10 protein-coding genes are annotated in these 12,190 nt (G+C 65.9%); 6 read left to right on the top strand and 4 right to left on the bottom strand.

Annotated features, from left to right (window positions below; translation table 11 throughout):
• Window positions 1-485 precede the first annotated feature (485 nt).
• Window positions 486-2,717: a serine/threonine-protein kinase gene (locus M1248_RS06410; RefSeq protein ID WP_317147889.1), complete on the top strand. Its 2,232-nt coding sequence runs from the start codon at window positions 486-488 to the stop codon at window positions 2,715-2,717.
• Here the strand turns inward: M1248_RS06410 and M1248_RS06405 are convergent.
• The 4 genes from M1248_RS06405 to M1248_RS06390 all read right to left on the bottom strand — a co-directional run bounded on the left by M1248_RS06405 (window position 2,714) and on the right by M1248_RS06390 (window position 6,269).
• The gene (locus M1248_RS06405; RefSeq protein WP_163731973.1) at window positions 2,714-3,442 is read right to left on the bottom strand and encodes a cutinase family protein; all 729 of its coding nucleotides are present in this window, start codon (window positions 3,440-3,442) and stop codon (window positions 2,714-2,716) included. The genes M1248_RS06410 and M1248_RS06405 overlap by 4 nt on opposite strands.
• 295 nt (window positions 3,443-3,737) lie before the next feature.
• The gene (locus tag M1248_RS06400; protein WP_163731975.1) at window positions 3,738-4,001 is read right to left on the bottom strand and encodes a hypothetical protein; all 264 of its coding nucleotides are present in this window, start codon (window positions 3,999-4,001) and stop codon (window positions 3,738-3,740) included.
• A 145-nt stretch (window positions 4,002-4,146) separates the two neighbouring features.
• Window positions 4,147-5,214, bottom strand: coding sequence for a non-homologous end-joining DNA ligase (gene ligD, locus M1248_RS06395; protein ID WP_317147888.1), 1,068 nt, complete (start codon window positions 5,212-5,214; stop codon window positions 4,147-4,149).
• Complete coding sequence (locus M1248_RS06390; RefSeq protein WP_317147964.1) at window positions 5,214-6,269, bottom strand: ATP-dependent DNA ligase; 1,056 nt, start codon at window positions 6,267-6,269, stop codon at window positions 5,214-5,216. Before M1248_RS06390 ends, ligD begins: the two co-directional genes overlap by 1 nt.
• 114 nt (window positions 6,270-6,383) lie before the next feature.
• Here M1248_RS06390 and M1248_RS06385 point away from each other — a divergent pair, with 114 nt between their 5' ends.
• The 5 genes from M1248_RS06385 to M1248_RS06365 are packed head-to-tail and all read left to right on the top strand — an operon-like array spanning window position 6,384 to window position 12,159.
• Window positions 6,384-6,989: a helix-turn-helix domain-containing protein gene (locus tag M1248_RS06385; RefSeq protein ID WP_317147887.1), complete on the top strand. Its 606-nt coding sequence runs from the start codon at window positions 6,384-6,386 to the stop codon at window positions 6,987-6,989.
• 18 nt (window positions 6,990-7,007) lie between these two features.
• Window positions 7,008-7,787 (top strand): sterol desaturase family protein, encoded by a 780-nt coding sequence (locus tag M1248_RS06380; protein WP_317147886.1) that lies wholly within the window; start codon window positions 7,008-7,010, stop codon window positions 7,785-7,787.
• A 42-nt stretch (window positions 7,788-7,829) separates the two neighbouring features.
• Window positions 7,830-8,909, top strand: coding sequence for a low specificity L-threonine aldolase (locus M1248_RS06375; RefSeq protein ID WP_317147885.1), 1,080 nt, complete (start codon window positions 7,830-7,832; stop codon window positions 8,907-8,909).
• Entirely contained in the window at window positions 8,906-11,080 is a 2,175-nt protein-coding gene (locus M1248_RS06370) for a beta-glucosidase (protein WP_317147884.1), read from the top strand. Before M1248_RS06375 ends, M1248_RS06370 begins: the two co-directional genes overlap by 4 nt.
• Window positions 11,080-12,159: an ATP-dependent DNA ligase gene (locus tag M1248_RS06365; protein WP_317147883.1), complete on the top strand. Its 1,080-nt coding sequence runs from the start codon at window positions 11,080-11,082 to the stop codon at window positions 12,157-12,159. Before M1248_RS06370 ends, M1248_RS06365 begins: the two co-directional genes overlap by 1 nt.
• The last annotated feature ends 31 nt before the right edge of the window (window positions 12,160-12,190 follow it).

Below are 12,190 nucleotides of genomic sequence, written 5' to 3'. Positions count from 1 at the left end.
GAGTCCAGTCGGATCTTGCATAGTCGTTCCTCAATCACATGGCCGGCGGAGCGTGCCAGATAGCGTTGTCGGCAACAAAGGCGGGCAGTGCGGCGACCATCGACAGCCCTGCGCTGAACCGGCGAATCCCCATCTTCGAGCACCCCCTTCAAGCTGGCGTTTCCGCCGAAAGCGCCAGATCGGAGAATTCTCGCAGTCGGCGGCCAGCAACGCCACACATTCGCCGAAAACAGCAAATTTTGAAGGCGGATGGCATTCTTAGCCGGGACGCAAGCCCACAGATGTGGTTGATTTGCGTTCTCAAGGGATAGTTCACCTACGTACCAGGCCCGCGCAGCGGCGGAGGAAAGACACTTGCGGAAACGATCACGCCCAGTGGGTTGCGCTATGCCCGCTGCCGATTCAGTCTCTAATACAGGAACGGGCGGCTGCCCGATCGTGAAGAGTGTGGACGTGCTGGTTTGCCGCAGTTCCCAGGAGGCGTAGTGGAGGGCACGCCCTTCGGCAGGTACCGCCTCGTCGAGTTGATCGGCCGCGGCGGCATGGGTGAGGTGTGGAAGGCGTTCGATACCGCCACCCGCCGCGTCGTGGCCGTCAAGGTGCTGCCTCGGCAGCTGGCCGCCGACCCCGTCTTCGAGGAACGGTTCCGGCACGAGGCCTTCGCCGCGGCGGGTCTGAACAACCCGCACGTCGTTCCTATTCACAACTTCGGCGAGATCGAGGGCCGGCTTTATGTGGACATGCGACTGATCGAGGGCCAAGACCTGGAGCACGTCCTCGCCGCTGGACCGATGGAACCCGCGCGGGCGGTGAAGATCATCGAGCAGATCGCGTCGGCGCTCAACGCCGCCCACAAGATCGGGCTCGTGCACCGTGACGTGAAGCCGTCCAACATCCTCGTCGCCGAGGACGACTTCTCGTATCTGATCGATTTCGGCATCGCGCGCGCCGCCGGAGAGACGAAGCTGACCGCCACCGGCAACGTGGTCGGCACGTGGCCGTACATGGCACCCGAACGGTTCACCACCGGCCAAAGCGATACTCGTTCCGACATCTACGCATTGACCTGTGTGCTCTACGAATGCCTGACGTCCAGCCGGCCGTTCCCGGGCGAGAGCGTCGAACAGCAGATCGCCGGCCACCTCACGGCCCCGCCACCGCGTCCCTCGATCAAGCGGAAGGACGTCTCGCCCGAACTGGACGCGGTGATCGCCGCCGGGATGGCCAAGGACCCCGAGGACCGCTACCCCACGACGACGGAGATGGCCCGCGCGGCGCAGGCGGCGATCGCCAACGGCGGCCGGACTCAGCGGACGAAACCCGGTTCGCGTCAAACGGCACCCGGGGCAGCACCACTGGCTCCGACGAAGGGCTTCCAGGACGAAGACACCGAGAAGCACTGGCACAAGGAGAAGCCCCGGCGGACCGAACAAGTGGAACCGGCCGCGGATGCGACACAGGCCCGACCGGCCGCGGATCCGTCGCCGGCCGCGGATGCGACCCAGGCACGCCCGGCCGAGCAGGGTGAGAAGGCGTGGGCGCCGACGACAGCGCAACCGGCCCAACCTGGATGGGCACCCACTCAAGCCGGGACGCCCGACCATGTCGCCCAGGCGTGGGCACCCACGCACCTTGGGGCACCGGGCCAGCTGGACGAAAGTGCGGCCGCTCCCACCCAGGCTCAACCGGCGCAGACTCCACCGGCGCAGTCGCCACCCACTGGGCCCGATACCGGCCGGCAGCGGGGTGACGACGATGCGCCGTTGCCTTGGTACAAGCGCACGGCGATCGTCGTTCCCATTGCCCTCGTGATGATCTTCGCCGCCGTCGGCACGATCCTCGTCGTGCTCGGCGGTGATGAGGAGTCCGCGCCCGGCAGCAGCGCACCACCGCCGGGCGCGGGACCCAACGGGACGTTCGCCGCCACGTTCGGCGCGCCAACGCAGCCCAATGGTCAACCGTTCCAGAATGCGTCGGGCGGCAATGAGACGTGGGTGATCAAGTCGGCCTGCGAAGACGGCAGTGATAAGTGCGTGGCGAGCGCGACGAAGCTGGATGGATCTGTCACCGCCGCAACGGCATTGGTGCTCGACGAGGTGGACGGTCGCTGGGAGGCGGTGAACACGAAAGAAGGCAAGTGCGGGAGTGCCGCGTCGACGGAGGTCTGGGAGACGATGTCGCTGCAGTCACAGCCCGACGGGTCACTCAAGGGCGAGTTCATCGTCCGGTCGACGGACCCCAACTGCGCCAGCAACCGACCGGTGACGTTCACGCGCACGGGAGACCCGCAGAGCGGTGTCTCGGTCGTCGACCCCGCTACCCTGCCCGCCCGGGTGGCCTCGCCCGCAGAGGCACTGTACGGCCGCTATCAGGAGGTCGACACCTATAAGGACGGCAACCGCAGCGCCGACGTGAGCTTCGACATCACGACGTACTGCCTTCGCACCGGCGACCGCTGCCTGAGCTACTGGGCCAACCCGGACAGCGCCAAGATCCTCACCTTCGCCAAGAATCAGTTCGTCTTGGCGAACAGGATCTCGGATTCAACGTGTGAGAAGGGTGGCGCCGCCCGCCGCGAGATCACCCTGCAGTACCCACTGCCAACGCCCGCGCAGGATCCGATCACCCTGCTCACGGGAAATGGTCATTACACGGTGACCGGCGCGTGCCCCTTCGACAGCGACTTCGACTCCCGGGTCGAGCGCACCGGGGACTAGACGAGTCCGGCGACGAAGGTCGCCGCCTGATCGGTCATTCCGGGGACGTACTGATGGTGCGGGGCACGGTTGCTCAGGTCACCGGTGTCGCAGATCGGATCCTGCGGGTTGCACAGGTCGATGGTCCTGGCGCCGAACCCGGGGCTGAGGACGTTCAGCGGACCCATGACCCTGCCCAGCGGATTGCCGAATACGGCGACAGCGGCGACACGGTTCGCCACGTCCGGCGGCATCGGCCTCGCGAGAGCGTTGAGGTCCAGACCGGGGATGGCATTCAAACCCGGAATCGCACTCACGCCGGAGATCGCGGAAACGTTCGGGGCGACACCCAACATCAGGTCGACGACGGCCGCGCCCTGCGAGAATCCGCCGAGGACCAACTTGGTGTTCGGACAGGTATTCGCCATGAACTGGGCGTGGTTGTTCGCGTCGGTGGCCCCGTCGGCGGCGCGGAGGAAGTTGAAGGTGGCGGCGTAGTTCACCGCGTATACGCCGACGCTTCTGGGCGCGACCTTGGGACGTAGAGCGTCGACGAATCCCTGGCCGACAAGCCCGATTCCGGGCGGGTCGTTGGTGCCGCGGGCGAAGATCACCTCGATGTCGGGACACCCCTGGGCCGTCGCCGTCGGAATGCCGTTGGGCGCGAACGATATTGCGGCGACAGTCAGTGCGGCCGCGAGTAGACGAATCGGTAGCCGGCGCAGTCGCGCCGCGTCGGTTGCCATCTACCGATGGTAGACAGGCAATTCACAACGTGGGACGAATCTGGCCCGCAGGGGGACTTAGGCGCCCGTGCCGCCACCGCATTGCCGCCTTTTTGCCTGGCCGTACCCAAGGCGGCTCCCCAGGCATCTTCGGGTGCCAGATCCTTCCAGGCCATGCTCACCTGCAATCATGCAGCTGGTTGACCTCTGCCATGCGGCAAGTTTCGGGCGAGAACTCGCCGCATCTGTTGGGTCCAGCGGCGGCCAGTCGATATCGCTCGACGTCAAATGCGATTCGGCTGATCGCGATTTCGCCCTAGTCAAACGTGCCTGTGTACCGACCGTTCTTGTACTGGTCAATGTGCAGCACGCCGCTGGAGTCTGTGTAGCTGCACTCCGAGTACCTGTTGCCATCCGGTCCTACGCTCGTCGAGTACTTGCCTCCCGCGGATTTGCATTCGGACTTGATGGTGCCCTCGGGAAGTGCGCTGGCAAGTGGACTTGCCCCCAACGCGATGCCCGTCATGAACGCAGCTGCGGCAACGCCGAGACCGATTCGAGTCAGGATGGTGGATGTCATGAGATTCTCCTCGTCTTGGCCCCAAAGGCGAGCCGGTTGCCGGAGATCGTATGAAGGCTGCAGGGTCGCCTGATATCCCCATGGAAGCCACAGTTTTCAGCCCACTTGGATAGGCCAGGCTTGCCCAGAGGTAAGGGAGCCGAGGCTAGGGTTCCTGGCCGTCCTTGACCGGGTTGCCATCCTCGTCCCAGTTCGCCGCCACCTTCTTGCTCGGCTGCACCCGGGGTGGCTCGCCGGGCATCTTCGGGTAGCTCGGCGGGTACGGCATGTCCCCGAGGTCCCGCTCCTCCTCGTCCGCCTTGACCATCTCGAGCAGCTTCTCGAGCGACTGCGCCGTCTTGTCGATGTCCGCCCACGGATCCGGCCGCCCCGCAACGAAGTCCGGCACCGTCGAAATGGTGTAGTCGTCCGGATCGGCGTCGCGGAGCTCATCCCACGTCAGGGGCGTCGACACCGTCGCGATCGGGGTCTTGCGCGCCGAATACGCCGAGGCGAAGGTGCGGTCGCGGGCGTTCTGGTTGTAGTCGATGAAGATCCGCTTCCCGCGTTCCTCTTTCCACCACGACGTCGTCACCGCCTTAGGTGCCCGCCGCTCCACCTCCCTGGCCAACGCGATCCCCGCGCGTCGCACCGCGATGAAATCCCAATCCGGTTTGATCCGCAGGAAGATGTGCACGCCGCGGCCCCCCGAGGTCTTCGGATAGCCCGCCAGCCCAAGTTCGTCGAGCAGCGGCTTCAAAATGTCCACCGCGACCTCGCGGGCCTCCTTGAAGGCGGTGCCCGGCTGCGGGTCCAGATCGATGCGCAGTTCGTCGGGGTGTTCGGTGTCGGGGCAGCGCACCTGCCACGGATGCAAAGTGACGGTGCCCATCTGTGCGGCCCAGGCGATCGCCGACGGGTGAGTCACCTTGAGCGCGTCGGCCGTTCGACCCGACGGGAAGGTCACGGTGCAGGTTTCCAGATAGTCGGGGTGCTTCTGCGGCACCCGCTTCTGGTAGATCTCCTCGCCGTCGATGCCGTCGGGAAAGCGCTGCAGGTGCGTGGGCCGGTCTCGCAGCGCGGCCAGCATCGGACCCGAGGCGACGGCCAGGTAATAGTCGAAGAGCTTGCCCTTGGTGCCGTTCTTACCCAACTTCGGGAAGTACGGCTTGTCCCGGTTGGTCAACCGGACCTTGACGCCGTCGACGTCGATTTCTTCTGCAGGCGTTGCCATTACGTCGACTCCAACACGTCGTAGAGGTCGTAGTTCAGGGGCACGTCGAGTTGGTCGAAGGTACAGCTCGAGGGCTCGCGGTCGGGTCGCCAGCGCATGAACTTGACGGCATGGCGGAACCTCTTGCCGTGCAACGTGTTTCCCTCCATCTGGTCGTAGGCGACCTCGCAGACCTTCTCCGGCCGCACCGGGACCCACCGCTTGTCCGCCGCGGAGTTCCACCTGCTCGGGTCGCCGTCACGCATTTCGTCACCCTCGCGCAGCGGCTCCAGCTCGCTCAGCAGCTTGATCCGGTTCTTGACGGTGAACGCGGCTGCGCCACCGACCATCTGGAGTTCGCCGTCATCCCGGTAGAGCCCGAGCAGGATCGACCCGATACCTTCGCCGCTCTTGTGGATCCGGTACCCCATAGCCACACAGTCGGCATCGCGGGCGTGCTTGACCTTCACCATCTCCCGTTTACCCGGCAGATACGGGCCGTCGAGCCGTTTGGCGATGATTCCGTCGAGACCCGCGCCCTCGAAGGTTTCGAGCCACTGCGCGCCCCGCTCCGGGTCCTCGGTGGTACGCGTGACATGGCACCACCGCTTCTCGTTCACCGCATCGGATAGCGCTTCGCGGCGGATCCGGAACGGCTCCTTGAGAAGCGACGCGTCACCGGCGGCGAGTGCGTCGAATCCGATGAAGTGCGCGGGCGTCTGTTCGGACAGCATTTTGATGCGGCTGGCGGCCGGATGGATGCGCTGGGACAGCGACTCCCAATCCAGCCGTATGCGGCCGTCGATCTCGCGGGGCACGACGACCTCGCCGTCGAGCACGCAACGCGGCGCCAGTTCGTCGCGAAGCGCCTCCACCAATTCTGGGAAGTATCTGCCGAGGTCCTTACCGCTGCGCGAGAGCACGACGATCTCGTCGCCATCGCGGAAAACGAGCGCACGGAAGCCGTCCCACTTCGGCTCGTAGGACCAGACACCCGCGTCGGTCGGCACCTTGGTCTGGGCTTTGGCCAACATCGGCTCAAGCGGCGGCTGCACGGGGAGATCCACCCCGCCCATTATTACGTCCATGACACGTCAGACCTCCGACTCCCGGCAATGTCATCGGGCTTGCCCGCGTGAGACATCACGTGATACACATGTCTCAGCATGTGTTCCAGCTAACGTTTCAGCATGAACCCAGACAAGAAGGCTCCGCCCGTGACCTCAGCGACCGTGACAATTCGTCGCACGCTGGATGCGCGCCAGGTCGACGTGCGCACGCGGATCCTGAAAGCAGCACGTGAGCTGATCCATACGCAGGGGCATGAGACCGTCGGCATGGAGACCATCGCGGCTGCCGCAGGCGTGTCGAGGGCAACGATGTATCGCTACTTCGCCTCAAAGGAGCACGTCGTCTGCGACGCGGCGTTGGCTTGGGGGCATGAGCTCGCGACCCGCATCCCGCAGGCGATTGCGACCGCTGCCGGACCCAAGTCGCCCATCGAGGTCGCCATCGAGCACGTCGTTCGGGAGGCCGCGACGGATCTGCCCATGGTGCGGGCGACGATGTCCTCGGTGTTGGCGCTGGGTCCGGTCGCGGATGAATTCCGCCTCGGCGTACGTGAGATGTTCACCGCGCTGACCGCCGGTGCCGAGGTGCCTCCCGAGCTGGACGCGTCGTTGACGTTGCTCGGGCGCGTCTTCTTCGCCGACCTGGCGCTGCTCAGTGTCGCTGACATCACCGTCGAACAGTGCATCGATGAACTGCGCACCGCGGCCCGACGGATCCTGATCTAGCCCACCACTAGGAGAGTGATGAACGAGTCAGCGCTGCAACCGATTTGGGACTGGATGGTGGAGCGAATCGGGGTGGGGTTCTTCGAGTTCCCGCTATACTTCCTGCCCGTCGTCGTCGCTGTGGTGTTGGTGACCGGAGTGTTCTTCTCGGTGCTGGACGTCGCCGTCTATCGGAAGATCCCCGCCAGGACCGCCTGGCTGGACGGTCTGCGGGTGATGTCCATCTACATCGGTTCGGCGGCACTGCTGCTCGTGCTCAACGCCAAATTTCATCCGTGGACCATCGACGTACCAAGCGCTGCACCGACACTGGTGACCTTCGTGGCCCAGGTCGCGCTGCTGATGGTCATCGGGGAGTTCCTCACCTACTGGTGGCATCGACTGGAGCACGGCAACAGGTTCGTCTTCAAGTATGTGCACTACCTGCACCATCGGGTCGAATCACCCCTGACGATCTGGACCAACTTCGTCGTCCATCCCGTCGAAGGGCTGATGATGATGCTGTGCCTGTACGTGCCGCCGCTGGTACTCGGGGTGCACCCCCTGGTGATGGTCGCCTACGCGATTGCGAACACGACGGCGATGGTGATCACTCACTGCGGCTACGACATTCGCTTCTACCCGGGTTGGCTACTGCCACCCAACGTCGCCCACGAACTGCACCACTCCAACAAGCGACCTACAAACTTGTCCGTCGTGATGAGCTTCGGCGACAAGCTCTTCGGTACCTACAAAGCGCCCACCAGGTCGGACACGCCGGCAGCGAAAAGGAACGCGGTGCCAATTACCTCCGGGTAAGCCACCTGGCCCGGTCGACGGTCCTGGGTGCAGGATCGACGTGTGTCGATATCCCAGCTCCACGATCCCGACTGGCGCGCCTTTGCCAGCGACAACTACGCAGGCGCGCATCCCGAGGTTCTCGCCGCGATCGCCGCGGCCAACGGCGGTCACGAGGTCGCCTACGGCGAAGACCGATACACCGCCAGACTGGCCGAGGTGATCCGCACCCACTTTGGTGCCCGTGCCGAGACGTTCCCGGTCTTCAACGGCACCGGCGCCAACGTCGTCGCCCTCACCAGCATGTTGCCGCGCTGGGGCGCGGTCGTGGCTGCGACGAGTGCGCACATCCACACCGACGAGGCCGGCGCTCCTGAGCGGATGACCGGTCTCAAACTGCTCACCGTCCCCACACCGGACGGCAAGCTCACACCCGAGCTGGTCGCGCGCGAGGCGTGGGGCTGGGGCGACGAACACCGCGCGCAGCCGTTGGCCGTCAGCATCACGCAGACCACCGAACTGGGCACCCGCTACACACCGGACGAGGTGCGGGCGGTCGCCGACTACGCACACCAGCACGGCATGGCGGTCCATATGGACGGCGCCCGCCTGTGGAATGCCGCCGCGGCGCTCGGCGTGCCGTTTCGGGAGTTCACGAGCGACGCCGGCGTGGACATCCTGAGCCTGGGCGGCACCAAGAACGGACTCCTCGGCGCGGAGGCAATCGTCGTGCTCGACCCGGACCGCGCCACCGGGCTGGTCTACCTCCGCAAGCTCACCATGCAGCTGTCGAGCAAGATGCGGTTCGCGTCCGCGCAGCTGCTCGCTCTCTTCGATGACGATCTGGGCGTGCGCAGCGCGGCCCACGCCAACGCGATGGCGCAGCGATTGCGCTCCGCGCTCGAGGCCGACGGCACATTGGGCGAGCTGGCTTTCACACAGGACACCCAGGCGAACGCCGTCTTCGCGACCGTGCCGAACGACGTCGCCGACCGGATCCGCGAGCGGGCGCGCTTCTACGACTGGGACCGCGCGCGGGGCGAGGTCCGCTGGATGACCTCGTGGGACACCACACCCGGGGACGTCGACCGCTTCGTCTCGATCGTCGCCGAAGAGTTCGCGCGCCGGAGAGTAAGCCGTTGACGGGCACCCACTTCGCCGGCGTCGTGGACGCGGTCCGTCGTGGCGAAAAGACCTCCGACGTCGCCGCCGCCGAACTGTTGGCCACGCTGACGGACAAGGAGCTGTTGTGGCTGCTCGACGGTGACAAGGCGCTACTGGAGTCCGTCGTTGACGGTGTGCGGACGCGGACGAACTTCCTCGCGGTGACAGCGGGCCGCATCGACCGCGTCGGAATCCCCGGGCTCCGTTTCACCGACGGCCCTCGCGGTGTCGGCATCGCCCCGGCCACCAGCTTTCCGGTCGCCATCGCACGCGCGGCCACCTGGGACGTCGACGTCGAACGGCGCGTCGGTGCCGCGATCGGTGCCGAGGCGCGTGCTCTTGGCGCCAACTTCTGGGGTGGACTCTGCATCAACGTCGCGCCCTTTCCCGGCTGGGGTCGCGCCCAGGAGTCCTACGGGGAAGATCCGTTCCTACTCGGCGAAATGGGTTCGGCGGCAACCGAAGGCGCCCGGCCATGGGTGATCACCAGCGTGAAACATTTCGCCCTCAACTCCATGGAGGAAGCTCGATTCCAGATCGACGTCCGGGTGCCGGAGGACGTCCTCCACGAGAGATACCTGCCGCACTTTCGGCGCACCGTCGAGGCCGGTGTCGATTCCGTGATGTCTGCCTACAACTCGGTCAATGGACAGTGGGCCGGCGAAAATCGACACCTGCTGACCGAAATCCTGCGCGATCAATGGGGTTTCACCGGTTTCGTGCACACCGACTGGGTCTGGGGTCTGCGCCATCCGGTCGAATCAGTCGCGGCCGGCCAAGACGTCGAGATGCCGTTTCGGCAGCAGCGCGCCCATGCGCTGCCGGCGGCGTTGCGTTCTGGGGAGTTGAAGCGCGACGACGTGCTGCGGGCCTGCGCCCGGATCCTGCGCACCCAGATCGAATTCGCCGCACGAGCCCGCCCGACGCCCCCGCGCTCCGTGGTGGCCGGCGCCGAACATCGCGCGCTGGCCCGTGAGGTGGCTCACCGCGCGACGGTCCTGCTTCGCAACGAAAGTGTGGATGGCACAACGCTCTTACCACTCGACGAACAGACTCTTCGACGCGTCGCGGTTTTGGGCCGGCTCGCCGACCGACCCAACCTGGGTGACACCGGATCGTCGAATGTCAGGCCGCGCAACACCGTTTCGGTACTGCAGGGCCTGCGCGAACAGCTCGGCAGTCACCGCGTCGTCACGACAGACCCGGGTGATGCGGATGTCGCTGTGGTCGTTGTCGGCCTGACGCCGAAGGACGAAGGCGAGGCATTGATCGCGCTCGGGCCCGACACGATGCAGTTGTTCGGTGGGATCATGCGTCGGCCTCGGGTCGCCAAAATCGTCAGCGCGGTCTTCAACTTCTCGCAACGCTGGTGGACCTTCGGTGGCGATCGGTCCGATCTACGTCTGCACGACGAGGATGTGGCGCTGATCCGCGCCGTCGCGGCCACCAATCCGCGGACCGTGGTGATCGTCATCGGGGGAGGCACCGTCGTCGTCGACCCGTGGGACCGCGACGTCGCCGCACTCCTCATGGCGTGGTACCCCGGCATGGAGGGCGGTCGCGCACTTGCCGACGTCCTCCTCGGAGTTGCCGAGCCGACAGGGCGGATGCCCGTCACCATCCCAAGACAGCAATCACAACTGCCGCAAGTGGATTGGCGCGCGCGCGCGGTGACCTACGACCGTTGGTGGGGTCAGCGCAAGCTCGACCACGACGACGTGCGGGCGGCGTACCCGCTGGGCTTCGGCCTGGGCTACACGACGTTCACCACAACGGACCTGACGCTCGGGCCCGTCCATGACGAAAGCTTCGAAGCGAGGGTGACGGTGACCAACACCGGTGATCGCGACGGTCGTCATGTCGTCCAGGTGTATGCGGTGCGCCCGGTCGACGGGCGGCCGGTGCGCCATCTCGTCGGCTTCAGCTCGATCGCGGTGTCGACCGGTGCGAGTACGTCCGTCACTGTCCAGTGCTCGACGCGACCCCTGCAGCGCTGGACCCCAGACGGCTTCGTGCTTGACGACGGCGACATCACCGTCGAAGCCGGCGCCTACTCCGGCGATCCGGATGCATGCCGGATACCGCTGGGGCCACTGACCTCAGAACCGGCGAACGACGACCGCGCCGCCACCACGGGGACAATGGAGTGATGCGACTGCCCGTGATGCCGCCGGTGTCACCGATGCTGGCCAAGGCGGTCAAGTCGATTCCGCCGGACGCGTCTTATGAGCCGAAGTGGGACGGGTTCCGGTCGATCTGCTTCCGCGACGACTTCGACGTCGAGCTCGGCAGCCGCAATGAGCGCCCACTGACCAGGTATTTCCCTGAGCTCGTCGCGGCTGTCCGCGCGGAGCTCCCGATGCGCTGCGTCATCGACGGCGAGATTGTGATCGCCACCGACGACGGCCTCGATTTCGAGGCGTTGCAGCAGCGCATCCACCCGGCCGAGTCGCGCGTGCTGATGCTGGCCAAGAAGACTCCCGCGTCGTTCATCGCCTTCGACCTGCTGGCCCTCGACGACGAGGACTATACGTCGAGGCCGTTCAGCGAGCGGCGCGCCGCACTGGTCGACGCGTTGGCGGGCTCCGGCCCGTCGATTCACGTCACGCCCGCAACCACCGACCTGCCGACCGCGCACCGCTGGTTCACCGAGTTCGAGGGTGCGGGTCTGGACGGCCTGATCGCCAAGCCGCTGACCGTCACCTATCAGCCCGACAAGCGCGTCATGTACAAGATCAAGCCCGAGCGCACCGCGGACTGCGTCGTCGCCGGCTACCGGGTGCACAAGTCGAGCGACGAAGCGATCGGTTCGCTGCTGCTCGGCCTGTACAAGGACGACGACACGCTGGCATCGGTGGGCGTGATCGGCGCATTCCCGATGGCCAGGCGACGCGAACTGTTCACCGAATTGCAATCGCTCGTAACAACATTCGACGATCATCCGTGGAACTGGGCCGCCCACATGTCCGGGGAACGCACCCCGCGCCGCAACGAGGGGTCGCGCTGGAACGCGGGCAAGGACCTTTCGTTCGTACCGCTGCGACCCGAGCGGGTCGTCGAGGTGCGCTACGACCACATGGAGGGCGAGCGGTTCCGGCACACCGCGCAGTTCAACCGCTGGCGGCCCGATCGCGACCCGCGATCGTGCACCTACGAACAACTCGAACAGCCGGTCACCTTCAGCCTCGCCGATATCGTCCCGGGGCTGGCGGCGGGCCCCGGCGTTTAGCCGCGCCCGCGATCGGGCAGATAGGAACCTC

The organism is Mycobacterium sp. 29Ha, assembly GCF_032883055.1.
Classification (GTDB): domain Bacteria; phylum Actinomycetota; class Actinomycetes; order Mycobacteriales; family Mycobacteriaceae; genus Mycobacterium; species Mycobacterium gallinarum.
This window is presented reverse-complemented; position numbering and strand designations above follow the sequence as displayed.

Coding starts and splice junctions, on each gene's coding strand:
- M1248_RS06405 (WP_163731973.1), bottom strand. CDS start 3,442: ATGGCAACCGACGCGGCGCGACTGCGCCGGCTACCGATTCGTCTACTC.
- M1248_RS06400 (WP_163731975.1), bottom strand. CDS start 4,001: ATGACATCCACCATCCTGACTCGAATCGGTCTCGGCGTTGCCGCAGCT.
- ligD (WP_317147888.1), bottom strand. CDS start 5,214: ATGGCAACGCCTGCAGAAGAAATCGACGTCGACGGCGTCAAGGTCCGG.
- M1248_RS06390 (WP_317147964.1), bottom strand. CDS start 6,269: ATGGGCGGGGTGGATCTCCCCGTGCAGCCGCCGCTTGAGCCGATGTTG.
- M1248_RS06385 (WP_317147887.1), top strand. CDS start 6,384: ATGAACCCAGACAAGAAGGCTCCGCCCGTGACCTCAGCGACCGTGACA.
- M1248_RS06380 (WP_317147886.1), top strand. CDS start 7,008: ATGAACGAGTCAGCGCTGCAACCGATTTGGGACTGGATGGTGGAGCGA.
- M1248_RS06365 (WP_317147883.1), top strand. CDS start 11,080: ATGCGACTGCCCGTGATGCCGCCGGTGTCACCGATGCTGGCCAAGGCG.